This is a genomic window from Nocardioides montaniterrae (assembly GCF_054782655.1).
The window spans coordinates 16,523-41,752 of record NZ_BAAGSB010000018.1 but is presented as its reverse complement, the minus strand read 5'-3'; the positions used below and the strand labels follow the sequence as shown (position 1 = coordinate 41,752).

21 protein-coding genes and 1 tRNA gene are annotated in these 25,230 nt (G+C 69.6%); 11 read left to right on the top strand and 11 right to left on the bottom strand.

Annotated elements, in window-relative coordinates; genetic code table 11:
- Positions 1 to 167: 167 nt before the first annotated feature.
- Positions 168 to 1,136 carry a zinc-binding dehydrogenase gene (locus tag ACYVJ3_RS16370; RefSeq protein ID WP_460854144.1) on the top strand — a complete coding sequence of 323 codons (969 nt, stop codon included), beginning with the start codon at positions 168 to 170 and terminating at the stop codon, positions 1,134 to 1,136.
- A gap of 115 nt (positions 1,137 to 1,251) precedes the next feature.
- Entirely contained in the window at positions 1,252 to 2,748 is a 1,497-nt protein-coding gene (locus ACYVJ3_RS16365; RefSeq protein WP_460854143.1) for an MDR family MFS transporter, read from the top strand.
- A 106-nt stretch (positions 2,749 to 2,854) separates the two neighbouring features.
- Here ACYVJ3_RS16365 and ACYVJ3_RS16360 read toward each other — a convergent pair whose 3' ends face one another.
- Positions 2,855 to 3,904: an alpha/beta fold hydrolase gene (locus tag ACYVJ3_RS16360; protein WP_460854142.1), complete on the bottom strand. Its 1,050-nt coding sequence runs from the start codon at positions 3,902 to 3,904 to the stop codon at positions 2,855 to 2,857.
- Between the two features lie 43 nt (positions 3,905 to 3,947).
- Positions 3,948 to 4,580, bottom strand: a complete 633-nt coding sequence (locus tag ACYVJ3_RS16355) for a TetR family transcriptional regulator (protein WP_460854141.1) — start codon at positions 4,578 to 4,580, stop codon at positions 3,948 to 3,950.
- Positions 4,581 to 4,700: 120 nt separating this feature from the next.
- Between ACYVJ3_RS16355 and ACYVJ3_RS16350 the strand changes: the two genes are divergently transcribed.
- The 3 genes from ACYVJ3_RS16350 to ACYVJ3_RS16340 are packed head-to-tail and all read left to right on the top strand — an operon-like array spanning position 4,701 to position 7,289.
- A complete protein-coding gene (locus ACYVJ3_RS16350) occupies positions 4,701 to 5,813 on the top strand; it encodes a ferredoxin reductase (RefSeq protein WP_460854140.1) in 1,113 nt (370 codons plus the stop codon).
- Positions 5,814 to 5,842: 29 nt separating this feature from the next.
- Positions 5,843 to 7,048, top strand: a complete 1,206-nt coding sequence (locus ACYVJ3_RS16345; RefSeq protein ID WP_460854139.1) for a fatty acid desaturase family protein — start codon at positions 5,843 to 5,845, stop codon at positions 7,046 to 7,048.
- A 10-nt stretch (positions 7,049 to 7,058) separates the two neighbouring features.
- A complete protein-coding gene (locus ACYVJ3_RS16340) occupies positions 7,059 to 7,289 on the top strand; it encodes a hypothetical protein (protein WP_460854138.1) in 231 nt (76 codons plus the stop codon).
- Between the two features lie 82 nt (positions 7,290 to 7,371).
- Here ACYVJ3_RS16340 and ACYVJ3_RS16335 read toward each other — a convergent pair whose 3' ends face one another.
- From ACYVJ3_RS16335 to ACYVJ3_RS16320, 4 genes are read right to left on the bottom strand one after another with little or no spacing between them, the layout of a single operon-like run.
- Complete coding sequence (locus ACYVJ3_RS16335) at positions 7,372 to 7,935, bottom strand: acetoacetate decarboxylase family protein (protein WP_460854137.1); 564 nt, start codon at positions 7,933 to 7,935, stop codon at positions 7,372 to 7,374.
- Between the two features lie 41 nt (positions 7,936 to 7,976).
- Complete coding sequence (locus ACYVJ3_RS16330) at positions 7,977 to 8,657, bottom strand: hypothetical protein (RefSeq protein ID WP_460854136.1); 681 nt, start codon at positions 8,655 to 8,657, stop codon at positions 7,977 to 7,979.
- Positions 8,657 to 8,833: a DUF6104 family protein gene (locus tag ACYVJ3_RS16325; protein WP_460854135.1), complete on the bottom strand. Its 177-nt coding sequence runs from the start codon at positions 8,831 to 8,833 to the stop codon at positions 8,657 to 8,659. Before ACYVJ3_RS16325 ends, ACYVJ3_RS16330 begins: the two co-directional genes overlap by 1 nt.
- A 4-nt stretch (positions 8,834 to 8,837) precedes the next feature.
- A complete protein-coding gene (locus ACYVJ3_RS16320) occupies positions 8,838 to 12,545 on the bottom strand; it encodes a multifunctional oxoglutarate decarboxylase/oxoglutarate dehydrogenase thiamine pyrophosphate-binding subunit/dihydrolipoyllysine-residue succinyltransferase subunit (RefSeq protein ID WP_460854134.1) in 3,708 nt (1,235 codons plus the stop codon).
- A gap of 172 nt (positions 12,546 to 12,717) precedes the next feature.
- On the opposite strand from ACYVJ3_RS16320, the gene ACYVJ3_RS16315 reads away from it, so the two are divergent.
- Genes ACYVJ3_RS16315 through ACYVJ3_RS16305 form a run of 3 tightly spaced genes read left to right on the top strand, consistent with a single transcriptional unit; the run spans position 12,718 to position 16,539 of the window.
- Complete coding sequence (locus tag ACYVJ3_RS16315) at positions 12,718 to 13,299, top strand: hypothetical protein (protein WP_460854133.1); 582 nt, start codon at positions 12,718 to 12,720, stop codon at positions 13,297 to 13,299.
- The gene (locus tag ACYVJ3_RS16310; protein ID WP_460854132.1) at positions 13,299 to 14,225 is read left to right on the top strand and encodes an LCP family protein; all 927 of its coding nucleotides are present in this window, start codon (positions 13,299 to 13,301) and stop codon (positions 14,223 to 14,225) included. The genes ACYVJ3_RS16315 and ACYVJ3_RS16310 overlap by 1 nt, the downstream gene beginning before the upstream one ends.
- A gap of 1 nt (position 14,226) precedes the next feature.
- Entirely contained in the window at positions 14,227 to 16,539 is a 2,313-nt protein-coding gene (locus ACYVJ3_RS16305; RefSeq protein WP_460854131.1) for a CocE/NonD family hydrolase, read from the top strand.
- Here ACYVJ3_RS16305 and ACYVJ3_RS16300 read toward each other — a convergent pair whose 3' ends face one another.
- The 4 genes from ACYVJ3_RS16300 to ACYVJ3_RS16285 form a co-directional block, all read right to left on the bottom strand.
- Positions 16,540 to 17,070 (bottom strand): hypothetical protein, encoded by a 531-nt coding sequence (locus ACYVJ3_RS16300; protein ID WP_460854130.1) that lies wholly within the window; start codon positions 17,068 to 17,070, stop codon positions 16,540 to 16,542.
- An 18-nt stretch (positions 17,071 to 17,088) separates the two neighbouring features.
- Complete coding sequence (locus ACYVJ3_RS16295) at positions 17,089 to 17,826, bottom strand: hypothetical protein (RefSeq protein ID WP_460854129.1); 738 nt, start codon at positions 17,824 to 17,826, stop codon at positions 17,089 to 17,091.
- A gap of 16 nt (positions 17,827 to 17,842) precedes the next feature.
- The gene (nicT, locus tag ACYVJ3_RS16290) at positions 17,843 to 18,955 is read right to left on the bottom strand and encodes a Nickel transporter NicT (RefSeq protein WP_460854128.1); all 1,113 of its coding nucleotides are present in this window, start codon (positions 18,953 to 18,955) and stop codon (positions 17,843 to 17,845) included.
- 131 nt (positions 18,956 to 19,086) lie between these two features.
- A tRNA-Arg gene (locus ACYVJ3_RS16285) sits at positions 19,087 to 19,159 on the bottom strand.
- 71 nt (positions 19,160 to 19,230) lie between these two features.
- Here ACYVJ3_RS16285 and argS point away from each other — a divergent pair.
- Positions 19,231 to 20,916: an arginine--tRNA ligase gene (argS, locus tag ACYVJ3_RS16280; protein ID WP_460854127.1), complete on the top strand. Its 1,686-nt coding sequence runs from the start codon at positions 19,231 to 19,233 to the stop codon at positions 20,914 to 20,916.
- An 88-nt stretch (positions 20,917 to 21,004) separates the two neighbouring features.
- Positions 21,005 to 22,393: a diaminopimelate decarboxylase gene (gene lysA / locus ACYVJ3_RS16275; RefSeq protein ID WP_460854126.1), complete on the top strand. Its 1,389-nt coding sequence runs from the start codon at positions 21,005 to 21,007 to the stop codon at positions 22,391 to 22,393.
- Positions 22,394 to 22,489: 96 nt separating this feature from the next.
- Here the strand turns inward: lysA and ACYVJ3_RS16270 are convergent, their stop codons facing one another.
- Positions 22,490 to 23,860, bottom strand: coding sequence for a glutamate decarboxylase (locus ACYVJ3_RS16270; RefSeq protein ID WP_460854125.1), 1,371 nt, complete (start codon positions 23,858 to 23,860; stop codon positions 22,490 to 22,492).
- 78 nt (positions 23,861 to 23,938) lie between these two features.
- On the opposite strand from ACYVJ3_RS16270, the gene ACYVJ3_RS16265 reads away from it, so the two are divergent.
- Positions 23,939 to 25,228 (top strand): homoserine dehydrogenase, encoded by a 1,290-nt coding sequence (locus tag ACYVJ3_RS16265; RefSeq protein ID WP_460854124.1) that lies wholly within the window; start codon positions 23,939 to 23,941, stop codon positions 25,226 to 25,228.
- Positions 25,229 to 25,230: the final 2 nt, after the last annotated feature.

Here is a 25,230-nt window from a genome sequence, read left to right as displayed (position 1 = left end):
GCTCCAGTAGCTCTTCACGTGTCTCGTACGGGATCGCTCTACGCACCACAACGCTCCTTGCGGGTCAGCGTTGCTTAGACCGATGGATTCCGCGGCGCTGCAACCCTTGGGAGGTGCAGGTTTCCCTGCATCCCTTGGGAAACCTGCAGACCGATAGCGTTGGCCGCATGTTCGCCGTCTACGCCAAGTCGTTCAGCCAGGACAACCCGCTCGACGGACTGGTCATCGGGGAGCGTCCCGACCCGGTCGCACCGGACGGGTGGACCACCGTCACGGTCAAGGCCGCGAGCCTGAACCACCACGACCTCTGGTCGCTCAAGGGCGTCGGCCTGCGCGAGGAGGCGTTGCCGATGATCCTCGGGTGCGACGCGGCCGGGTACGACGAGGACGGCAACGAGGTGGTCGTCCACTCCGTCATCTCCAGCCCCGACTGGTCCGGTGACGAGACCTTCGACCCCAAGCGCTCGCTGCTGTCCGAGCGACACCAGGGCACCTTCGCCGACAAGGTGATCGTCCCGCGACGCAACGTCGTCCCCAAGCCCGCCTCGCTGTCCTTCGAGGAGGCCGCGTGCCTCCCGACCGCCTGGCTGACGGCGTACCGGATGCTCTTCACCCAGGGCGGCCTCAAGGCCGGTGACACCGTGCTCGTGCAGGGCGCCGGCGGAGGCGTCGCCACCGCGCTGATCGCTCTCGGTCGTGCTGCGGGCCTCCGGGTCGTGGCCACCAGCCGTGACGAGGCCAAGCGGGCCCGCGCGCTCGAGATCGGTGCCCACGAGGTCCACGGCTCTGGCGAGCGCCTGCCGGCGAAGGTCGACGCCGTCATGGAGACCGTCGGGCGCGCCACCTGGGAGCACTCGATCCGCTCGCTGAAGCCGGGCGGCAAGCTCGTCATCAGCGGTACGACGTCCGGGCCCAAGCTCGACGACACGATGCTCACCCACATCTTCTTCCTGCAGCTGAGCGTCATCGGTTCGACCATGGGCACGAGGGACGAGCTGGCGTCGCTGGTCACCATGCTCGACGCGACCGGCGTACGGCCGCTGATCGATCGCACGATCGCCATGGAGGACGCCCGCGAGGGCTTCGCCGCGATCGCGTCGGGCGATGTCTTCGGGAAGATCGTGCTCACGCGATAACGATTGGCCCACTGTCGGTGGTCGCTGGGACCATGGGGATGTCGAAAAGCGAGGGTCTGGTTCGTCGACCAGATGAACGCCCTTCCACTTCGCTCTCACACCCCCGAGGACTGACATGACTGCGCCCACCGAGGCAGATGACTTCGCCGCGTACACCCCGCCGGCCGAGGTCGAGCAGGAGATCGCCGAGCTCGAGGCCGAGCTCGCAACCGGCAGGACCCCGCTGGTGATCAAGCTGCTGGTCGCTGCGACGTTCGTGGTGATCCTGAACGAGACCATCACGGTCAACGCCCTGCCCGACCTGGCGCGTCACTTCGACGTCAGCCTGGCCACCGCCGGCTGGGTGACCACCGTCTTCATGCTCACGATGGCCGCCCTCATCCCGCTGACCGGCTGGTTCCTCCAGCGCGTCAGCACCCGCACGGCGTACGCCGCAGCGATGTCGGCCTTCCTCGTCGGCACGGTCGTGGCCGCTGCCGCGCCCACGTTCGGCGTGCTGCTCGCCGGGCGCGCGATCCAGGCCAGCGGCACCGCGGTGATGATGCCTCTGCTGATGACGACGCTGATGACGGTCGTCCCGATGCAGGACCGCGGCCGGGTCATGGGCCAGGTCACCCTGGCGATGTCCGTCGCTCCCGCGATGGGTCCGGCCGTCTCCGGCCTCGTGCTGCAGACGGGCAACTGGCGCCTGATCTTCGTCGTGGTCGTCCCGATCGCGCTGGTCGTCGGTGCCTTCGGATACCGCCTCCTCGAGAACATCGGTGAGAACCACAAGTCGACCGTCAGCTGGGTCAGCGTCGTGCTGGCCGCCACCGGCTTCGCCAGCGTGGTCTACGGCCTGAACAAGGTCGGTCACGCCGAGTGGACCGAGCCGGCCGCGATCGTCGGCGGCGGCGTCGTGCTGGTCGCGCTGTTCGTGCTCAACCAGCTGCGCCTCCAGCGCGTCGGTACCCCGCTGCTCGACCTGCGCACGCTCAAGCACCCGACGTACGCCAAGTCGCTGGTCCTGATGGCGGCCGCGTTCCTCGGCTTCTTCGGGTCGATGATCATCCTGCCGGGCTACCTCCAGAACCTGCGCGGGCTCACCGCGCTCCAGAACGGCCTGATGGTTATGCCCGGTGGCCTCGCGATGGGCCTGCTCGGCCCTCGTGTCGGCAAGCTGTTCGACCGGGTCGGCTCCAAGCCGCTGGTCATCCCGGGCGCGATCGGCATGGTCGTGCTGCTCGGCGCGATGAGCCAGCTGACCGCCACGACGCCGTACGCCGTGTTCATCGTGCTCCACGTGCTGCTCATGGTCTGCCTCGCGGCGATCTTCACGCCGGTCTTCTCGCTGGGTCTGGGCGACCTGCCGCCGCAGCTCTACTCCCACGGCAGCTCGCTGCTCGGCACGCTCCAGCAGGTCGCCGGTGCGATCGGTGCCGCTCTGCTGCTGACGGTGCAGAGCAACCGCGCCACCAGCCTGTTCGAGTCGGGTCACTCCAAGGTCGACGCGGCCATCGGCGGCCTGGAGGCGGCGTTCCTGGTCTCTGCCGCGATCGCCGTGATCGTCGTGGTGATGGCGGTGCTGCTGCCGTCCCGCCCGACGGCTCCGGTCGAGGGCGCCGGCCACTGAGCCGAGACCGCACTGAGTCGCACAAGGGCCGCTCGCATGATGCGGGCGGCCCTTGTCGTGTGCGGCGGACGGCGATCTCGGGTGTGACGGACCGCGATCTCGGCGGTCAGCCCAGGAACTCGTCGAGCAGCGGCCAGCTGACCTGCGCGGCCGTGGGGCCGGCGATCAGTCCGAGGTGGGACAGGCCGTCGGCAGCGGCGTACCTCGCTCCGGGAATGACGCCCACGCCACCCTGGACCGACGGTCCGGGGCCGATGTTGTCCGTGGTGGAGCCGATCAGCAGCACCCGGGTGTCGATCTGCTCCAGGTCGACGACGCGCTCCCGGCTGAGCTCGACGCGGCCCTTGGCCAGCTCGTTGCGGACCATCAGGCGGCTGTGGATCTGGTGGTAGGCACGTCCGGGATAGCCGGGCATCGAGCCGATGAAGTCGTCGACCGCCTCGGTGCGGCCGAGCGCCTCCACGTCGAGGATGTTCCTGGCGAGGAACGCCGCCTTGGTGAGCTCGCGCTTGGGCGCCATCGCGCGGTACGACGCGCGGACGACGTGCTTCGGGACCCCGCCGAGCGCGGCCGTCGGCAGGGTGGTCATCCAGGTGCCGAGCAGCTTGTCGGCCGCGACGAAGCCGGTCACGGCCGGGTTCTTGGAGTAGTCGATCGGGGTGCCGAAGGCCGTGATCGAGGCGATCGGCAGCTCGGGGTGCGCGCCGGCCATCAACAGGCTCATCGTGCCGCCGAGGGACCAGCCGACCACGTCGACCTCGCTGCCGCCGTGCGCCTCGGAGACGGTGCGCAGCGCGGTCGGGATGATGTCGTCGATCCAGTCCTCGAACCCCATGGCCCGGTCGGCGAAGCCGATCTCGCCGTAGTCGATGACGTACGTCGGCCGCCGGGCCCCGACGAGGTGCGCGGCCAGGCTCTGGCCAGGGCGCAGGTCGTAGCAGCGGATCGACACCGCCAGCGGCGGAACCAGCAGGACCGGGCGGGTGCCTGCGGTCGTCACGCCGGAGTAGCGCAGCAGCCGGCGGTGGGGCCGGTCGTAGACGACCGAGGTGGGCAGGCCGGCGTACTTCTCGATGCCGGCGCCGAGCGGCGAGATCGCCCACGCGTTGCGAGCGGCGTGGCGGGCGACGGTCGTCAGGTTCTCCAGGGTGGGCACGGCCCCATGGTCCTGGGAGCGACGTACGCCGGTCCAGACGGCGTCAGCGTGAGGAGTCCCACTGACGCGCGCCGACGACGACCATCCGCAGCTGGGTGCGGACGGTGCGCAGGAGCTCGGCCTCCGCTGCGGAGGCCGGGGTGGTGGCCAGCAACCGCTCGGCGGCGGCCACGAAGCTGGTGACGAAGAGATCGGCGATCGTGCGCAGGTCCTCGGCGGAGACGGCGGCGGAGCCGGGCAGGCGCGCGAGGTCGGTGGCGAGCTCGTCGACGAACCGGTCCAGGTGGGCGCGGATTGAGTCACGTACGGCGGCCGGGCCGGCGAACCGCTCGCGGACGATGAAGGAGAAGTGGTCGTGCTCGGCACGGATGTGGCTGACCATCGTCGCCATCGAGCTGTCGATCAGCCGGCTGAACCCGGGGTCGGCCGAGGAGCGGACGTCGCGGATCATCGCGCGGAGGCTGCCGAACGACTCCTCGACGAGCGCCAGGCCGAGCTGCTCGATCGACTCGAAGTGGCGGTAGAAGGCGGTCGGGACGATGCCGACCTGCTTGGCGACCTGGCGCAGGGACAGGGCGGCCAGGGGAGTCTCACCGCACAGCTCGAGGGTGGCGTCGAGAATGGCTTGGCGCGTGCGCTCCTTGCGCTCGGCCCTGGTTCCCGTCGTCTCACTCACCCGACAAGCATAGTCGGTGTACATGTGTGCACTGTCACGGCGCGTCAAGGTTGACCAGGATCAGGCTGACAGGGAAGTCTTTCGGTGTACAGACGTACACCGAACTTTCAGGAGCCTCGCATGTCCCGCACACAAGTTTTGACCTCGTCGAGGTTGGGTCGTCGCTTCCTGGGCTCGAACTTCGTCGCTGCCCTGACGACGCCCCACGGCGTCGACCGCTGGGTCGAGATGGTCGACCCGCTGTGGTCGAGCACCGAGATCCGCGCCGAGGTCACCGAGGTCGAGCGCAAGACCGCCGACAGCGTCACGATCACGCTTCGCCCCAACGACCTCTGGAACGGCTTCAAGGCCGGCCAGTTCGTCAAGCTCTCCGTCGAGATCGACGGCATCCGTCGCACGCGTTGCTACTCGCCGGCCAACTCCCAGTTCCGCCGCGACGGCCGGGTCGAGCTGACCGTCAAGGTGGATCCGAAGGGTCTGGTCTCGCCGTGGCTGCTGGCCAACGCGAAGCCGGGCCTGATGGTCCAGATCTCGCAGGCGCAGGGCGACTTCCACATCCCGCTGCCGCACCCGCGCAGCATCCTGCTGATCAGCGGCGGATCGGGCATCACCCCCGTGATGTCGATGCTCCGCACGCTCACCGAGCGCGCCTACATCGGCAAGGTCACCTTCCTGCACTACGCGTTCACGCCGGACGACGTGATCTACCGCGACGAGATCGCCGAGATCGAGGCCAAGTACGAGGGCGTCCGGATCATCCGTGCCTACACGGACTCCGACGAGGGGGACCTGCGGGGCTTCTTCTCCAAGGAGCACCTCGTCGCCGCCGACAAGCACTTCGCCGAGGCCGAGACCTTCCTGTGCGGCCCGATGCCGCTGATGGACGGCGTACGCGCGGTCTTCGAGGCCGAGGGCATCTCCGACCGTCTCCACCTGGAGCAGTTCGCGGCCCCGACCCGGACCGTCCCGACCGACGAGGCCACCGGCGAGCTCGTCTTCGCTGCCTCGGAGACCAAGGCCGACAACAACGGTCAGACCATCCTCGAGCAGGCCGAGGCCGCGGGTCTCAACCCGGACTACGGCTGCCGCATCGGCATCTGCAACGCCTGCGTCAGCACCAAGCTCACGGGCATCACCCGCAACGTGCTGACCGGCGACCTGAACACCGACAACGACGTCAACATCAAGCCGTGCATCTCGGCGCCGTGTGGCGACGTCTCCATCGACCTCTGATCCACAGACACGACCTTCCAGGAGTTCTCATGACTGTCACCGCCACGGCGCCCGCCGTCCAGAAGACCAAGAGCAAGAAGCTGAGCCCCGAGAAGATCGAGGCATTCGGCAAGGAGCTCGACGACCTGCGCGCCCGCATCGTCGCCGACCTGGGCGAGAAGGACGCGGCGTACATCCGCGACATCGTCGACAAGCAGAAGAAGCTCGAGGTCGCCGGCCGCGCCCTGCTGTGGGCCGGCTGGTTCCCGCCGGCCTGGCTCGCGGGCGTCACCGCCCTCTCCCTGTCGAAGATCATCGACAACATGGAGATCGGCCACAACGTCATGCACGGCCAGTACGACTTCATGAACGACCCCCAGTACACGGCCAAGAACTTCGACTGGGACAGCACGATCCACGCCGACAGCTGGCTCTACACGCACAACTACGTGCACCACACGTTCACCAACATCGTCGGCAAGGACCACGATGCCACGGGTTACGGCGTCATCCGCGTCACCGAAGAGCAGCCGTGGCACCCGATCTGGCTGCTCAACCCGATCTTCTGCGGCACCCTCCAGGTGCTCTTCCAGTGGGGCACCGCGCTGCAGGAGTTCGAGTCGGAGAAGTGGTTCCGCGGTGAGCAGACCTGGGCCGACATGGCCCCGGCCCGCAAGCGCTTCATGGAGAAGGCCGGAAAGCAGGCGCTGAAGGACTACGTCCTCTTCCCGATCCTCTCCGGCCCGGGCGCGCCGTTCACCTTCGTCGGCAACGCTGCGGCCAACCTCGTCCGCAACCTGTGGGCCTCCTCGGTCATCTGGTGCGGTCACTTCCCGGAGGGCGCTGAGACGTTCTCCATCGAGGAGACCGAGGACGAGAGCCACGCCGAGTGGTACTACCGCCAGATCCTGGGCTCGGCGAACTTCACCGGCAGCCACTGGGTCGACGTCCTCTCGGGCAACCTGAGCTACCAGATCGAGCACCACCTGTTCCCCGACATCCCGGCCTACCGCTACGCCGAGATCGCCGTCGAGGTCAAGGAGATCTGCGAGCGTTACGGCATCCGCTACAACGAGGCGCCGATGCACAAGCAGCTGTGGAGCGTGTGGCAGCAGGTCTTCAAGCTCTCCCTCCCGGACAGCACCTACACCAAGGGCCCGCTGGCCGGTCTGCGCGAGATCCTCAGCTTCCCGTTCCGCAAGAGGCAGCGCACGCGTGACCAGCAGCATGTTGTGGGCGACGCCGTCGCCGCATGACACTGGTCCCATGACCGGACGCGACAAGCTGAGCAAGGCCGAGATCCGCAAGGACGCGCTGCAGGACGGCGTGGACGCCGCCGTGCAGGCGGTGGGCCAAGCCACCGGGATCGTCGTCGACGCGGTCGGCGGCATCGCCAAGACGGTGGGCGGCCTGGCCACGGACCTCTTCGAGATCCGCGACGCGGCCCGCCGGGCGCGGGCCGACCACGTCGGGCCCGAGGACGACAGCGACATCTGAGCCCGAACCACGACGAGGCCCTGCCATCAGGCGGGGCCTCGTCGTCGTACCTGGACCGTCCCCGCCACCTCCGCGAGGCGACTCAGTCGAAGTCGAGCCGGAAGTCGGCCATCCGGAACGATCCCAGCTGACGGGCCCCGCGCAGGAACCCGAGGGGCCCGTCAGGGGCGAAGTGCCAGCGTCCGCGCGCGGGCAGGGCCCTGGCCGAGCCCGACATCGCCACGTCGGCGGTCTCGGGGTGGTCGGGGATGCCGGGCTGCTCGACCAGTCCCTTGAACGGCACCCGCGGTGCGGCCCGGGAGACGTCGGTGAACGAGGCCTCGACGATCGGCCGGCGGTCCAGGGAGGCGCGCCATCGGGTGGAGGCGAGCGGACCCCGGTGGGTGGACTCCAGCTCGAAGTCGCACAGCTCCTTGGGGATCGCCCACAGCTCGCGCCCACCCGCGCGGGAGGAGGGGGAGTCGACCCAGATGTCGGTGATGGTCACGGCCCGTTGGCCGGCCCGGTTGGTGAGCGAGCGCGCGACGAGCAGCTCGGCGTACGTCAGCGGGCTGGGCTCGCGGTAGTCGACCAGCGCGACGCCGTAGATGCCCGCAGGATGGCGCTCGTCGACGTCCCTGCCGAGCCGGAGGACGGTGAGCCACATCGACCCGTGCATCCGCCACGGCGCCGGAGGGTACGCCGGGCTCAGGACTCGTCCTGGAGGAGCTGGTCGGCGGCGGCCTCGATCTCCGACTCGAACGCGGCAGGCAGGCTCTCGGAGACCTCGGCGGCGAGTCGGCTCGCGTCGGAGGGCACCAGGCTGCCGGCGGCGCGGTCGATCGCGCTGTAGACGTCGATGAGCCGGGCCGCGGCGACCTCCGGCTTGTCGATCTCGCGGGCGACGTACTTGGCGACGAAGCGACGCAGCTCGGCATCGACGCCGGCCGCCTTCTGCATCAGTGACGCGCGCAGCCCCTTGGCCTTGAGGTGCACGATGATCTGGCCCGGCGTCGGGGGAGTGACGACCAGCTCGATGGCGAGGTCGCGCCGTCCCTCGGCGGTGATCGTCAGCGGGACCTGGATCGAGGCGTCGAAGAGGTGCTTGTCGACACCGAGGTCGATCACGAACTGCACCGTGACCGGCAGGTTCACCTTGAACACGATGGGCAGGTCGCCGACCCGCTGGCCGGTGGCGGTGCCGATCTGGCCCTTGGCGCTGACCTTCGCGACCCTGCCTGGACCGACCCCGATCGGGCCGACGTCGATCGGTCGACCGCCCAGGACGTTGACGCCTGCGAGGACACGCTCCTCGGTGACGGCCGCCGCGAAGAACAGCTCGCCCCACGCGGCGTACGGGACGTGGTCGTGCTGGTCAGGCTGCGGCACTAGTCCTCCGGGTCGTCAAGCCGCGCCAGCCAGGTGGCGAAGCGCTCGATGGCGTTCTCGTGCTCGGGGTGCACGTCGACGAACTCGATCAGCCGCTCGGACAGCCACGCCAGGGTGACCTCCTCGTCACCCCGGCGCTGCTCGAGCTCCTCGATGCCGCGATCGGTGAAGTACATCGGCTCAGCTGAAGGCGCGCTCGAGCAGCTCGGCGTTCTCGACCATGTGCCGCTTGACCGTGCCGACGGCCGTGGTGGACGACGCCGGGCGGGTGATCGCCTCGACCTCGCGACCGAGCTCGGGCACCACGTTGAGCGCGAACGTCGGCCACGGGCCCTGGTTGAACGGCTCGTCCTGGACCCACTTGACCTTGGCGTTCGGGTACTTGGCCAGCTCGGTGGCGATCGCGTCGGTCGGCCACGGGTAGAGCTGCTCGACGCGCACGATCGCGACGTCGCTGCGCTCGCGCTTGGCGCGGTCAACGACGATGTCCCAGGTGAGGCGGCCGGAGACCAGCAGCACGGTGGTGACCTTGTCGGCGTCGACCAGCTCGTCGGGGATGACCGGCTGGAACTCACCGGAGGTGAACTCGGCCGGCAGCGAGGCGGCCTCCTTGCGCTTGAGCATCGACTTCGGTGTGAAGACGATCAGCGGCTTGTGGTCGCCGCCGAGGGCGTGGCGACGCAGGAGGTGGAAGTACGACGCCGGGCTCGACGGCTGCGCGACCACCATCGCCTCGTCCGCGCAGAGCGTGAGGAAGCGCTCGATGCGGGCGGAGGAGTGGTCGGCACCCTGGCCCTCGTAGCCGTGCGGCAGCAGCAGCACGACGCCGGAGTCCTGGTTCCACTTGGTCTTGCCGGCGGAGATGTACTCGTCGATGACGCTCTGTGCGCCGTTGACGAAGTCACCGAACTGGGCCTCCCAGAGGACCAGTGCCTCGGGACGGGCCACGGAGTAGCCGTACTCGAAGCCGAGGGCGGCGTACTCGCTGAGCAGGGAGTCGTAGACGAAGAACTTGGCCTGGTCCTCGGTGAGGTTGGCCAGCGGCGTCCACTCGTCCGCGTTGACGCGGTCGATGATCGTCGCGAAGCGCTGCACGAACGTGCCGCGACGCGAGTCCTGGCCGGCCAGGCGGACCGGGCGGCCCTCCATCAGCAGCGAGCCGAAGGCGAGGATCTCGCCGGTGCCCCAGTCGATGGGGCCGTCCGCGATCGCGGCCGAGCGACGCTGCAGCTGCGGCATCACCTTCGGGTGGACCGTGAAGCCCTCCGGCGGGGTGACGTAGGCGTCCGCGATCCGCTTGAGGACCTCCGGCGACACCGCGGTGGTGGCCTCGTAGGCCTCCTTCTCGGGGTAGTCGGGGACGGTGGTCCACTCGTCGGGCTTGGCGTCGGCCTCGCGGACGTCGGTGAAGACCCGCTCCAGCTGGTTCTGGTAGTCGCGGAGGACCTGCTCGGCCTCCTCGATGGTGATGTCGCCACGACCGATCAGCGACTCGGTGTAGAGCTTGCGCACCGAGCGCTTCTGCTCGATCAGGTCGTACATCAACGGCTGGGTGTACGACGGGTCGTCACCCTCGTTGTGACCGCGGCGGCGGTAGCAGACCAGGTCGATGACGACGTCCTTGTTGAACGCCTGGCGGTACTCGAACGCGAGCCGTGCGACGCGGATGCAGGCCTCCGGGTCGTCGCCGTTCACGTGGAAGATCGGCGCCTGGACCATGCGGGCCACGTCGGTGGCGTAGAGCGTCGAGCGCGAGGAGGCGGGCGAGGTGGTGAAGCCGACCTGGTTGTTGATGACCAGGTGGATCGTGCCGCCGGTGCGGTAGCCGCGGAGCTGGGACAGGTTGAGGGTCTCGGCGACCACACCTTGGCCGGCGAACGCCGCGTCGCCGTGCAGGAGCAGCGGCAGGACCGGGAACTCGTCGCCCCGGTCGAGGACGTCCTGCTTGGCGCGGGCGATGCCCTCCAGGACCGGGTCGACCGTCTCGAGGTGCGAGGGGTTCGCGGCCACGGAGACCGCGATGGTCTCGCCGGTGCCGGCGACGAACTCGCCGTCCGCGCCGAGGTGGTACTTCACGTCGCCCGAGCCCTGGACCGTGCGCGGGTCGATGTTGCCCTCGAACTCGCGGAAGATCTGGTTGTAGGACTTGCCGACGATGTTGGCCAGCACGTTGAGGCGACCGCGGTGCGCCATGCCGATCGCGACCTCGACCAGGCCGGACTGGGCGGCGGCCTCACAGATCTCGTCGACGACCGGGATGGTGGTCTCGCCACCCTCGAGCGAGAAGCGCTTCTGGCCGACGAACTTCGTCTGCAGGAAGGTCTCGAACGCCTCGGCCTGGTTGAGCTTCTGCAGGATCCGCAGCTGCTCCTCGCGGGTCTCCTTGTCGTACGGCTTCTCGACGCGCTCCTGGAGCCACTGGCGCTGCTCGGGATCCATGATGTGCATGTACTCGATGCCGGTGGTGCGGCAGTAGGAGTCACGCAGGATGCCGAGGATGTCGCGGAGCTTCATGAAGCGACGGCCGGCGCCGCCGAACGAGCCGGTCGGGAACTCGCGGTCGAGGTCCCACAGCGTCAGGCCGTGCGACTCGATGCGCAGGTCGGGGTGGCTGCGCTGCTTGTACTCGAGCGGGTCCGTGTCGGCCATCAGGTGGCCGCGGACGCGGTAGGCGTGGATCAGCTCGAGGATGCGCGCCTGCTTGTCGATCTCGTCGTCGTGGGACGTCGCGATGTCGGCGTTCCAGCGGATCGGCTCGTAGGGGATGCGCAGCGAGCGGAAGATGTCGTCGTAGAAGCCGCCCTCGCCGAGCAGCTGCTGGTGGACCAGACGGAGGAACTCGCCCGACTGGGCGCCCTGGATGACCCGGTGGTCGTACGTCGAGGTCATCGTCATGATCCGCGAGATCGCGTTGCGGGAGATGGTGTCCTCGGACGCGCCCTGGAACTCCGGCGGGTAGTCCATCGAGCCGACGCCGATGATCGCGGCCTGGCCCTGCATCAGGCGGGGGACGGAGTTGTTGGTGCCGATGCCACCGACGTTGGTCAGGCTGACCGTCGTACCGGTGTAGTCGTCCATCGTCAGCTTGTTGTCCTTGGCCTTGCGCACGATCTCCTCGTACGCCGTCCAGAACTGCGCGAAGTCCATCGACTCGCACGCCTTGATGGAGGGGGCCACCAGCTGGCGGGTGCCGTCGGGCTTCTGCTGGTCGATGGCCAGGCCGAGGTTGACGTGCGGCGGCGTGACCATGGTCGGCTTGCCGTCGATCTCGGCGTAGGTGTTGTTCATCTCCGGCATCGACTTGATGGCGCGCACGATGGCGTAGCCGATCAGGTGGGTGAAGGAGACCTTGCCGCCTCGAGCGCGCTTGAGGTGGCTGTTGATGACGATGCGGTTGTCCCACAGCAGCTTGACCGGGATGTTGCGGACCGAGGTCGCGGTCGGCACGGACAGCGAGATGTCCATGTTCTTCGCGGTCGCCGCGGGGATGCCGCGCAGCGTGGTGAGGGTGGCCTCGTCGTTGACCGCCACGGGCGCCGGCTTGGGGGCATCCTTCGGGGTCGGCTTGTCCTCGGCGGTCGACGGCTTGGTCGGCATCGTCTTCGCGGCCGGGCTGACCGGCGTGGCCGGACGGGCCTTGGGGATCGGGATCGCGCCGGTGGGCGGGTTCGCCTGCGCGGTCTGGGCCGCGGCGGCGGGGGCGGCGGAGGGAGTGGAGCCGTTGGTCGCCGCGCCGGCGCCACGGAAGTACGACGCCCAGGCCTGGTCGACGCTGGAGGGGTCGGCGTCGAAGCGCGACCTCATCTCCTCGACCAACCACTCGTTGGCACCGAAATCGATGCCGTGGGGGCTGTTGGAGCTGGACTGCTGGTCCGACGACTGCGTCACGACTGGCTTCGCCTCTTCTGATCACTGGGCCGACGCCACCTCACCGGTCGGCACCGACGACGAGCCTAGACCCATGCCGCTTGAAATGCCGGGAGAGGGAGCAAGGATCGGACACGGTGTTGTGGAAGCGTGATGCATGGGCCGCTGGTCCACCCGATATGGAGGTCGAACCTTGTCGAAGACTCACCGCCTCACACCCGTCCTGGGCCTGGTGATGGCGCTCATGACGGGCCTCGGTGCGACCGCCTGCTCGAGCTCCGACCACGCCTCGAAGGGCGGCCCGTCCGCCCTGCCGACCCCGACGGTCCCGTACGCCGTCAAGCTGGCCAAGATCACCGGCAAGCTGCCCGACGCGGCCCGTGCACAGGTCCGCAGGGAGGCGAGCGCGACGATCGGGACGTGGTGGCAGGCCGCCTACCTCTCCACCGACGCGAAGAACCGGTTCCCGGGATTCACCCCCGGTGCCGCCAGGCTCGCGGCGCGCGACGCCGACCTGATGAGCAATGCCGACCTCGCCGGGAAGATCGACTCCGTCCAGCTCGTCCGGCGGCGCGTCGACCTCGACGTGCTGGCCGTCGAGAAGCACGCGGCCGGCGCCACCGCCCGGGTGCGGCTCACCTACGACACGAACGGGCAGGCGGTCCGGCGCTGCTTCGTCGGTGGCACCGTGAGCCTGGTCCCGGTCGGCGGGCACTGGCAGATCTTCGGCTTCGACGTCTCCCACCACTGCTCGCCGCTGAAGAAGGGCAACTGATGAAGCACCTGCTCCGACGTACCTGCTCCACGATCGTCCTGATGCTCATCCTCGGCGTCGTGCTCGTGACCGTGCCCGATGCGACGGTGCAGTCGACCGAGGCGGCGCTGGTCAAGGTGCAGACCGCCGAGGGGACCGATCTCGGCAGGCTCGCGCACGGCAAGGACGTCATCACCATCCTCGCCGTCGGCTCGGACGCGCGGCCCGGCGAGAACATGCTGCACACCCGCAGCGACGCGCTGCACCTGATCTTCATGAACACCAAGACGCACACCGCGGCCGACATCGGCATCCCGCGCGACTCGTGGGTGCCGATCCCGGGACACGGGACCAACCGGATCAACGCCGCGCTCTACTTCGGCGGCCCGCAGCTGCTCGGGCAGACCGTCGGCAACCTGGTCGGGGTGCAGCCGGACTACGTCTTCGTCACCCGGTTCACCTACTTCCAGGCGATGGTCCACGACATCGGCGGCATCACCGTCGACAACCCGCGCCCCTTCAACGACCCGGAGATCTGGCCGAAGGGCTTCAAGAAGGGCCGGATCCACCTCAGCGGCCTGCTCGCGCTGAAGTTCTCCCGGATCCGGCACACGCTCCCGTACGGCGACTTCGACCGCAGCGCCAACCAGGACCGCGTCATCCGTGGCATCCAGCGCAAGATCCACCGGATGCGGTCGCACCCCGGCTTCATCGCCAAGGGCATCCTGACCGTGATGCAGCACCTCGCCACCGACCTCGGCCCGAGCGAGCTGTTCCGGATCGCGCACGCCGTCGCCGACGTCGACCCGGCGCAGGTGACCAGCTGCGTGGTCCAGGGCCACGGCATGGTGATCGGTGGGGCCGATGTCGAGAACCCGGACACCGCTGGCGCGCGCCGGCTCGGCAACGATGCTCGCCAGGATGCGACTTTGCCGCGACACTGCTGATGTGAAACGTGTTCTCGTCGCCGCTCTGTCCGTGGCCGCGGTGCTCCTCGGCCTGACTGCTCCCGATGTCCGCGCGGTCGCGGCGACCCCGGTCGTCGCACACGGCAGCGCGCGGCAGGCGTACGCCACCGGCCTGCCCGGCGGCGCGACCGTCCGCCTGACGCACGGCGGCACCGTCGTCGCCACCAAGCATGCCGACGGCCTCGGTGCCGTGCTGTTCCGCAAGGTCGCGCCGGGCACGGGCTACCGGATGGTCGTCGGGGGAGTGCGATCGGCCGCGTTCGCCGTCCACACCGACGCGGCGAAGCCGTGGCACACCGACTTCTTCCACCAGACGATCCCGAGCAACGGGTACGGCTACCTGACCACGCGCGACGGCACCAAGCTCGCCATCAGCGTGCACCCGCCGACCAGCCCGGCCGGGCTGCCCGGGCTGCCGCCCGGCACGTCCCTGCCGAACGTCGGTGCCGACTACCTCCCGCCGTACCCCACCGTCATCGAGTACGCCGGCTACGGGTACGCCGACCCGAAGGCGCCCCAGAGCGGCATCGCCGCCCTCGCGAACCTGATGGGCTTCGCGGTCGTCGACGTGAACATGCGCGGTACCGGCTGCAGCGGAGGTGCCTACGACTTCTTCGAGCCGATGCAGAACCTCGACGCGTACGACGTCATCGAGACCGTCGCGCGCCAGCCGTGGGTCAAGGGCCACAAGGTCGGCATGCTCGGCATCTCCTACGGCGGCATCAGCCAGCTCTTCGCCGCGCAGCTCAACCCGCCGAGCCTCGCCGCGATCACGCCGGTCTCGACGATCAGCGCGGTCGCCAGCACGCTCTACCCCGGCGGGATCCGCAACGACGGCTTCGCCGTCGAGTGGGCCAAGGAGCGCATCCACGACGCGCTGCCCGCGAGCGCGACCGGTGGGCAGGCGTACGCCTGGAAGCGCGTCCAGGACGGCGACGCCGTCTGCAAGGCCAACCAGGCGATGCACGGCGAGGCTGCCGACCTGATGGCCAAGCTCAAGGCCAACGACCACTACCACCCGGCGGTGGCCGACCCGCTCGATCCACTGACGTTCGTGCACAAGATCCACATGCCGGTGTTCCTGGCGTGCCAGTGGACCGACGAGCAGACCGGCGGCCACTGCCCGATGCTGGTCAAACACTTCACCGGCACCACCAAGAAGTGGTTCACCTTCACCAACGGCGCGCACATCGACTCGCTCGATCCCGAGACGTTCAACCGGCTCTACGACTTCTTGATGCTGTACGTCGCCCACGAGGCGCCGATCATGCACTCCCCGCTGCTCAAGCTGGCCTCACCGCTGATCTACCAGACCGCGATGGGCGTCCCGCAGACCGATCTCGTCACGCTGCCGAACGACCCCGTCCAGAACCAGCTGACGTACGCCGGAGCGCTGGCGAAGTTCGCCGCCCAGCCCCGGGTGCGGGTGCTGTTCGACAACGGCGCCGGCAAGGGTGCCGGCGACCCGTACCCGGGCTACGAGAAGGGCTTCTCCTCGATCCCCGTGCCCGGGACGAAGGCCCGGTCCTGGTACTTCCGCCAGCACGGCACCATGGTGGGCACCCGTGCGACGAGGTCCTACTTCGACCGCTACACCTCCTCGCCCAAGGCCGTGCCGGGGGATGACTACCTCGGCGCCCCGATGACCGGAGGCCTGTGGGGCAACGCGAGCCAGTGGGACTGGGACTGGAAGCCGAACCCGGCCGGCACGGGCGCGTCGTACCTCACGCCTCCGTTGAGGAGCGGCCACACCGTCGTCGGCGCGGGTGCCGTCCAGGTGTGGGTGCGTTCGTCGACGCCGGACGTCGACCTGCAGGCGACCGTCACCGAGGTCCGGCCCGACGGCAAGGAGGTGTTCGTCCAGAACGGCTGGCAGCGCGCCAGCGAGCGCAAGCTGTCCTTCAGCGACCACGACATCTTCCGCCAGGCCTCGACGTTGCTCGAGCCGGTGCCGAGCCTGCTGCCCGGCGACGTCCGCGCGATGCCGCGTGGGAAGTTCGTGAAGGTGACGATCCCGCTCTACTACGAGGGTCACGCCTACCGCGCCGGCTCCCGCATCCGGGTCACGATCTCGGCGCCGAACGGCACCCAGCCGATCTGGCGCTTCGACAACGCGGTCGGCAGCGGCGCGACGGTCGCGATCGCGCACTCTCCGCGCTACCCGTCGCGGCTCGTGCTCCCGGTCGTGCCGGGCGTCTCGATCCCGACCTCGCTGCCGGCCTGCGGCGTCCTGCGCAACGAGCCGTGCCGGCCGTACGTCGCCCTCACCAACAAGGCGGCGCGGCTCGGCTGATCAGCGCCGCTTGGCCATCAACCGCTTGAACTCGGCCTTGGCGTTAGGGTCCTTGTCGGCGAGCTTCTGGGCGAGGACCAGGAGCGCGCCGGCAAGGAGGACGAACAGCGCGGCCAGGCCGATGTACTTCACCGGCGGGATCCAGCTGTCCGAGCTCCAGTACTTGTGGCCGAACCCGTCGGAGAGCGTGAAGCCGACGAACTCGCCGTCGTGGAAGTAGCCGATGGCGTCGTCGCCGTCCAGGTGACGCGCGTAGCGCGGCGTCAGGTGGCCGTTGGTGTCGTGGAAGCGGTAGCGCTTGCCGCCGTCGGTCACGAAGTAGTTGTGCACGAAGCCGTGGTCGAAGTGGCCCGTCCGCTGCTCCAGGCAGCCGCTGCTCGGCTGGTCGGTGCACATCGGCAGGTCGTGGACCGCCTTCCACTCCTTGTCGGCCGGCCAGAACCACAGGTAGATCGCTGCGCCCAGGCAGGCGATGACGCCGACCGCCAGGACCATCCGGAGGTTGTGGTTCTGCTTCAGGCTCAGCTGCACGGGCCGGGTCCTCCCCGCTCAGCGCTCGACCAAAACCGCGAGGTGGTCGCTCGGCGTGGTGATCGTGCGCACCGAGGTCGCCTCGCCGGGGCCGTGCACGTCGTCGAGCGTCCACCGCCCGAGGGTCCGCACCCAGTCGCGTCCCTGCCACGCCGAGGTGAGGCCGGCGTACGTCTGCAGGTGGTGGTTGGAGTCGCCCGCGGCGTACACGCGGTGACCGTCGGCCTGCAGCCCCGCGACGACCTCCTCGACCCGGGCCACCTCGTGGCGGTGACGGCGGACCATGTTGGGCCGGTCGTCGGTGCGGTACGCCGGACCGCGGACCGCGCCGGAGACGAGGTGGTAGCTGAGCATCGCGACCGTGTCGCCGACGGTCCGGTCGCGGAAGATGCCGACGGTGGCCTCGCGCGGCGGCTCGATGTTGAGGCGGCGGTCGGAGCGCTCGGTGCGCCCGGGCAGCGACAACCAGGGCTGGTGCGCCTCGAGCAGGTCGAAGCGGTCCTTGCGGGCGCCGACGGCGTTGCCGCCGCCGAGCCCGGTGATCCAGTGGAAGTCGTCGCCACCCGGGATCGAGACCGGGAGGCCCGGGGTGATGCGCACCGATCCGGTCGCGCGGAGCAGGTTCAGGCGTACGACGTACCACTCCTGCAGGGTGACCAGGTCCGGCTGCTCCGCGAGCACGAGGTCGAGCGCGCGGCGGGCGTCGGCGTGGGGGAGCTTGAACAGGATGTTCGCGGTGGCGATCCGAGTGGTCACGCCGGTCATCATCGCGCTACTCGGCCAGCGCGGCCGACCAACGCTCCTCGATGTCGCCGAAGTGCCACACCGACAGGGCGATGAGCCACGAGAGCACGAACAGGCCGACGATCGCGTAACCGGCGTAGTCGAGCGGGATGCTCGCCACCGCGGCGATCGGGCCGTGGGTGACGGAGAAGCGGTCGGCGTACACGCCGAGCAGCTCGATGGTGCCGATGACGAGCGCGACCACCACCGAGATCGTGGTGATCGTCAGGTTGTAGAAGACCTTGCGGACCGGCTTGGCGAACGCCCAGCCGTACGCCGCGTTCATGAACACGCCGTCGATCGTGTCGGCCAGGCACATGCCGGCCGCGAACAGGATCGGCAGCACGATGATCGACCAGAACGGCAGCTGGAACGCGGCCGCGCCGCCGGCGAGGACGAGCAGCCCGACCTCGGTCGCGGTGTCGAAGCCGAGGCCGAACAGCACTCCGATGGGGTAGATGTGCCACGGCTTGCGGACCGAGCGGGTCAGCGGGTGCAGGATCCGGTTCATCAGGCCGCGGTGGTGCAGGTGGTGCTCGAGCCGCGCCTCGTCGTAGTGGCCGTGGCGCATCCGGCGGGCGACCCGCAGGATGCCGACCAGTGCGGCCAGGTTGAGCAGGCCGAGCAGCCACAGGAAGCCCCCAGAGACGCTCGGGCCGATCACGCCGGTCCAGGTGTGGAGCGTCGAGCTGTCGTCGGAGAGGGGGCCGACCAGGCTCTTCACGCCGAGCGCGAGCCCGAGCGCGAGGGCGAGGACGATCGTCGAGTGGCCCAGGCTGAACCAGAACCCGACCGCGAGCGGCTGCCGCTCGGTGTCGGCCTGTCCCGCTCGGTCGCCGATCAGCTTGCGCGTCGTGTTGTCGACCGCGGCGATGTGGTCGGCGTCGAACGCGTGCCGCAGGCCGAAGGTGTAGGCCAGGATCCCGACGCCGATCGTGAAGACCGGGTGGTCGCCGCCGAGCGTGAAGTGCTGCGGCGCGACGAACCCCAGCAGGATCCCGAACCCGACGACGTGCAGCGCCACGATCACGCCGCTCATCGCCCACAGGCTCCGCCGGTCCTCAGCGCTCAGGCTGGAGCGGAACGCGGCGAGACGGGGCACGTGCTCACTCTAGGTTGTTGCAATCGGTTTGCAACAAGCCCCTTCGTCGGGCGCGCGGCCGCGAGCGTCGGCGAGCGGTGCGGGAATGCAGAAGGCCCCGACTCGAGGGAGTCGGGGCCTTTCGCGCTGTGCGCCTTCGGCAGGATTCGAACCTGCGACACCTGGTACCGGAAACCAGTGCTCTATCCCCTGAGCTACGAAGGCTGGCGTGCTGCCGAACACTACCGGGGCATATCGGCGTGAGCGAAACCGAGTCCCGTCGATAGGCTTCGCGGGTGACCCCTGATCAGCTCTCGTCCACGATCGTCGACGTCCTTGCGGGCCTGGTCGAGCGAGGCGAGGTCGCGCTGCCGGACGGCGTGCCCGCCGAGGTGACCGTCGAGCTGCCCCGCCAGAAGGGCCACGGCGACTACGCGACCAACGTCGCGATGCAGCTGGCCAAGAAGGCCGGGACCAATCCCCGTGCGCTGGCCGAGCTCATCGCCGGCGGGCTGCGCGAGGCCGACGGCATCGCCGACGTCGAGGTGGCCGGTCCCGGCTTCCTCAACGTCACCGTCGAGGCCGGCGCCCAGGGTGCCGTGGCGGCCGAGATCGTCGCCGCGGGTTCGGCGTACGGCCATCTCGACGCGCTCGCGGGCCAGAAGATCAACGTCGAGTTCATCTCGGCCAACCCGACGGGGCCGCTGCACCTGGGCCACACCCGCTGGGCCGTGCTCGGCGACGCGATCGGCCGCGTGCTCAGCGCCGCGGGCGCCGAGGTCACCCGCGAGTTCTACATCAACGACCGCGGCGTGCAGATGAACAACTTCGCCGCCTCGATCATCGCCTCGGCCCTCGGGCAGGAGAAGCCCGAGGACGGGTACGCCGGCGGGTACATCGACGACCTCGCGAAGGCCGTCGAGACGGCCCAGCCGGGCATCTTCCGGATCGAGGACGAGGCCGAGCGGCTCGCTGCCGTGCGCGAGGTCGGCTACGCGATCCAGCTCAAGGAGCAGCAGGACCAGCTCGACCGGTTCAACACCCACTTCGACGTGTGGTTCTCCGAGCTCTCGCTCCACGAGGAGGGTCAGGAGAGCGGGGGAGTGCCCCACACGCTGGCGCGGCTCAAGGACCTCGGCCACGTCTTCGAGGACGGCGGCGCGCTGTGGATGCGCACCACCGACTTCGGCGACGACAAGGACCGCGTCCTGATCAAGAGCGACGGCGAGCTAACCTACTTCGCGTCGGACACCGCCTATTACCTCAACAAGCGCGCCCGTGGCTTCGACCACTGCATCTACCTGCTCGGCGCCGACCACCACGGCTACGTCGGCCGGCTCAAGGCGATGGCCGCCTGCGTCGGCGACGACCCGGCGAAGACCCTCGACGTCCTGATCGGTCAGCTGGTCAAGATCGTCAAGGACGGCGAAGAGCTCAAGATGTCCAAGCGCAAGGGCACCTTCATCACCCTGGAGGAGCTCGCCGACGAGATCGGTGTGGACGCGCTGCGCTACTCGCTGGTCCGCTACCCGGCCGACTCGCCGCTCGCGCTCGACGTCGCCGAGATCACCAAGGCGTCCAACGACAACCCCGTCTACTACGTGCAGTACGCCCACGCCCGCACCTGCCGGATGCTCGCCAACGCGGCCGACCTGGGCATGGAGCTGCCGGGTGCGGCGTACGACCCGAGCCTGCTCGACCACGAGCGCGACGGTGACCTCCTGCGGGCCCTGGCCGAGTACCCCCGGGTCGTGACGAGTGCGGCCGAGCTGCGCGAGCCGCACCGGATCGCGCGCTACCTCGAGGACACCGCGTCGGTCTTCAACAAGTGGTACGACACCAAGGAGTGCCGCATGCTCCCGCAGGGCGACGAGCCCGCCGGGCCGGCCAACCTCGCCCGGATGGTCCTGGTCGTCGCGATGCAGACCGTGCTCCGCAACGGCCTCGACCTGCTCGGTGTCTCCGCCCCGGAGCGCATGTGAGGCCGCTCGAGGCCGCCTCGGCGCGGCAGACGACAACGGACCTGGCGATCGAGGCCGAGTGCGGACGAACGAAGCTGGAGGACCTGTGATGGCGGGCCGTGTGCCTCCCGGCGACTTCGCTGGCACCTCGCCGGTCTGGCTCCAGCAGCCCGACGACGCCAACGAGCTGGTCCCGATCCTGTGGTCCAGCACCACGACCAAGGACGACCAGGGCGTGCTGCACGTCGGCGGCGTCGCGATCCCGGACCTCGTGGCGAACATCAACACACCGGCGTACGTCCTCGACGAGGAGGACTTCCGCACGCGGGCGCGCGCGTTCAAGGACGCCTTCGAGGACGCCGACGTCTACTACGCCGGCAAGTCCTTCCTCTGCACCACCGTCGCCCGGTGGATCGCCGAGGAGGGCCTGTTCCTCGACGTCTGCTCCGACGGCGAGCTCACCGTCGCGCTGCGCGGGGGAGTCGAGCCCGAGCGGATCGGCTACCACGGCAACAACAAGACCCCGATGGAGCTGCGTCGCGCGATCACGCTCGGCGTCGGCCGCATCGTCGTCGACTCCTTCCACGAGATCGACAGGGTCGCGGCGATCGCCGCCGAGACCGGCGTGCCCGCTCGCGTGATGGTGCGCGTGACGGCCGGCGTCGAGGCGCACACCCACGAGTTCATCGCCACCGCCCACGAGGACCAGAAGTTCGGCTTCTCGATCTCCTCCGGCGACGCGTTCGAGGCCGCACGGCGGGTGATCGCCGCCCCCGGTGTCGAGCTGCTCGGCCTGCACTCCCACATCGGCAGCCAGATCTTCGACACCGCCGGGTTCGAGGTCGCCGCCAAGCGGGTGCTCGCCCTGCACGCCCGGATCGCCTCCGAGCTCGGCGTCGTCATGCCGGAGATGGACCTCGGCGGCGGCTTCGGCATCGCCTACACCAGCCAGGACGACCCCAAGCCGGCCGCCGAGCTGGCTGCCGGCATGCGCGAGATCATCGTCCACGAGTGCCGCGCGCTCGGCGTCGAGCAGCCCCGGCTCTCGATCGAGCCCGGCCGGGCGATCGTCGGCCCGACGATGTGCACCGTCTACACCGTCGGCACGGTCAAGGAGGTGCAGCTCGACGGCGGGCAGCGCCGTACCTATGTCTCCGTCGACGGCGGGATGAGTGACAACATCCGTCCGGCGCTGTACGACGCCGACTACTCCTGCACCCTCGTCTCACGTCGCTCCGACGCGGCGCCGGTGCTCGCGCGCGTCGTCGGCAAGCACTGCGAGTCCGGCGACATCGTGGTCAAGCACGAGTTCCTGCCGGGCGACATCGCGCCCGGTGACCTCATCGCCGTCCCCGGCACCGGTGCCTACGGCCGCTCGATGGCCTCCAACTACAACCACGCGCTCCGGCCGCCGGTCGTTGCGGTCAAGGACGGCCAGGCGCAGGTGATCGTGCGGCGCGAGACGGTCGACGACCTGCTCGCCACGGACATCGGCTGAGGGCGTCGTACTCGGACGGACCCGTTGGTGCTCGTGTGACTGGTGCGGCGGATGAGCCGGCGCTCTCGGGGTCTGCGGCGCGACAGGTCCGTCCGGCTACGAGTGGCTGAAGCCCGACGCCGCCGACTTCGGACGTACGCCGGCCCGCAGCCGGTCGTAGGCCGTCTGGAACGCGACCACCAGCTGGGCGGCGAGATCGCGGCTGAAGCCCTCGCGCACCACGATCCGCAGGACCGAGATCTCCTGGGCGTCCGCCGGCATCGGGTACGCCGGGACCTGCCAGCCACCCGTGCGCAGCTCGTGCGACAGGTCGTAGACGGTGAAGCCGGGGTCGCCGGTGAGGCGGAACGACACGACGGGGATGGCGGAGCCGTCGGTGATGATCTCGATGCCGTCGAGCTCGTCGAGCCGCTCCGAGACCCAGACGGCGGTGTCGCGCAGGCTCTCCATGATGGCGGTGTAGCCGGCGCGACCCAGCCGGATGAAGTTGTAGTACTGCCCGACGACCTGGTTGCCGGGCCGGGAGAAGTTGAGGGTGAAGGTGGGCATGTCGCCGCCGAGGTAGCTCACCCGGAAGACCAGCTCGTCCGGCAGGCACTCGCCCGAGCGCCACACCACGAAGCCGATGCCGGGATAGGTCAGGCCGTACTTGTGGCCGCTGACGTTGATCGACGCCACGCGCTCCAGCCGGAAGTCCCACGCCAGCTCCGGCCGCAGGAAAGGTACGACGAACCCGCCGCTCGCCGCGTCCACGTGGACCGGCACGTCGGGCCCGCCGCGGGCGGCCAGCGCGTCGAGCGCCTCGCAGACCTCCGCGACCGGCTCGAGCTCGCCGGTGAAGGTGGTGCCCAGGATGCCGACCACGCCGATGGTGTCCTCGTCGACCGCGTCGATGACCTGCTCGGGCGTGATCACGTAGCGACCCTCCGCCATCGGCAGGTAGCGCGGCTCGACCTCGAAGTACCGGCAGAACTTCTCCCACACGACCTGCACGTTGGAGCCCAGCACCAGGTTCGGCGTACGTCCGGAGGCGGAGCGGGCCTTCCAGCGCCACTTCAGCGCGAGTCCGGCGAGCATGACCGCCTCGGAGGACCCGATCGTGGAGACGCCGGTCGCCGAGGACGGGTCGGTGGCGGACAGGCCCGGGGCGTGGAACAGGTCGGCCACCATGGCCACGCAGCGCTGCTCGATCGCGGCGGTCGCGGGGTACTCGTCCTTGTCGATCATGTTCTTGTCGAGCGCCTCGGTCATCAGCTGGCCGGCCTCGGGGTCCATCCAGGTCGTCACGAAGGTCGCCAGGTTCAGCCGCGAGGACCCGTCGAGCATCAGCTCGTCGTGGATGAACTGGTACGCCGCCCGCGGCGAGATCTCGCCGTCGGGCAGCCGGAGCGCGGGCAGCGGCTCGATCCCGAGTCGGCCGGTGTAGGCGGGGGTGATGTCGGCTGCGTCGTCGTCACGTGCGCTCACGATCGCCGACAGTAGCCCCGCCCTCGAAGGGTGGACCGGAATCGGAGCCGGGGCGCGGGCGCGGATAACCTTGACCCCGTGAGCAATCCCCTCAAGGTGGCCGTCCTGGGCTGCGGTTCCGTCGGGTCGCAGGTCGTGCGACTCCTCGGCGAGCAGTCCGCAGATCTGGCGGCCAGGGTGGGTGCACCGGTCGAGCTGGCAGGCGTCGCCGTACGCCGCCTCGACGCTCCTCGCGAGGTCGACGTACCCGCCGACCTGCTGACCACGGACGCCGCGGCGCTCGTCGCGCGCGAGGACATCGACCTGGTCATCGAGGTCATCGGCGGCATCGAGCCGGCCCGCTCGCTCATCCTGAGCGCGCTCGAGAACGGCGCCTCCGTCGTCACCGCCAACAAGGCCCTGCTCGCCGAGGACGGCCCGACGCTCTACGAGGCCGCCGAGAAGGCCGGCCGCGACCTCTACTACGAGGCGGCCGTGGCCGGTGCGATCCCGATCCTGCGCCCGCTGCGCGAGAGCCTCGCCGGCGACCGCGTCACCAAGGTGATGGGCATCGTCAACGGCACCACCAACTTCATCCTCGACAAGATGGACACCCAGGGCGCCGGCTACGAGGAGACCCTCGAGGAGGCCCAGGCGCTCGGGTACGCCGAGGCCGACCCGACCGCCGACGTCGAGGGCTTCGACGCCGCCGCCAAGGCCGCGATCCTGGCCAGCCTGGCGTTCCACACCCGCGTCACCGCGGCCGACGTCCACCGCGAGGGCATGACCGAGGTCTCCGCCGGCGACGTCCGCTCCGCCAAGGACATGGGCAGCGTCGTCAAGCTGCTCTGCATCGCCGAGCTCGTGGGTGAGGGCGTCAGCGTGCGCGTGCACCCCGCGATGATCCCCAGCAGCCACCCGCTCGCCAGCGTGCGTGGCGCCTACAACGCCGTCTTCGTCGAGTCCGAGGCCGCCGGGCAGCTGATGTTCTACGGCCCCGGCGCGGGCGGCTCCCCGACGGCCTCCGCGGTCCTCGGCGACCTGGTCACGGTGGCCCGCAACCGGCTCGCCGGAAGCCGCGGACCCGCCGAGTCGGCGTACGCCGATCGCCCGATCGTCCCGATGGGGGAGACCCTCACCCGCTACCACGTCGCGATCGACGTCGACGACCGTGCGGGTGTGCTCGCCGCCGTCGCGAACGCCTTCGCCGACCAGGGTGTCTCGATCCAGACGGTCCGTCAGGAGGGCCGTGACGACGACGCCCAGCTCGTCGTCGTCTCGCACGAGGCGACCGACGCCCAGCTGTCGGCGACCGTCGAGCAGCTTCGCAAGATGGACATCGTCCGCGACGTCACCTCGGTGATGCGCGTTGAAGGAGTCGAAGAGTGAGC

What these genes read in the sequence shown, in the direction of transcription:
- ACYVJ3_RS16370 (WP_460854144.1), top strand. Translation starts at nt 168, where the DNA reads ATGTTCGCCGTCTACGCCAAGTCGTTCAGCCAGGACAACCCGCTCGAC.
- ACYVJ3_RS16365 (WP_460854143.1), top strand. Translation starts at nt 1,252, where the DNA reads ATGACTGCGCCCACCGAGGCAGATGACTTCGCCGCGTACACCCCGCCG.
- ACYVJ3_RS16350 (WP_460854140.1), top strand. Translation starts at nt 4,701, where the DNA reads ATGTCCCGCACACAAGTTTTGACCTCGTCGAGGTTGGGTCGTCGCTTC.
- ACYVJ3_RS16345 (WP_460854139.1), top strand. Translation starts at nt 5,843, where the DNA reads ATGACTGTCACCGCCACGGCGCCCGCCGTCCAGAAGACCAAGAGCAAG.
- ACYVJ3_RS16340 (WP_460854138.1), top strand. Translation starts at nt 7,059, where the DNA reads ATGACCGGACGCGACAAGCTGAGCAAGGCCGAGATCCGCAAGGACGCG.
- ACYVJ3_RS16335 (WP_460854137.1), bottom strand. Translation starts at nt 7,935, where the DNA reads ATGTGGCTCACCGTCCTCCGGCTCGGCAGGGACGTCGACGAGCGCCAT.
- ACYVJ3_RS16325 (WP_460854135.1), bottom strand. Translation starts at nt 8,833, where the DNA reads ATGTACTTCACCGATCGCGGCATCGAGGAGCTCGAGCAGCGCCGGGGT.
- ACYVJ3_RS16310 (WP_460854132.1), top strand. Translation starts at nt 13,299, where the DNA reads ATGAAGCACCTGCTCCGACGTACCTGCTCCACGATCGTCCTGATGCTC.
- lysA (WP_460854126.1), top strand. Translation starts at nt 21,005, where the DNA reads ATGGCGGGCCGTGTGCCTCCCGGCGACTTCGCTGGCACCTCGCCGGTC.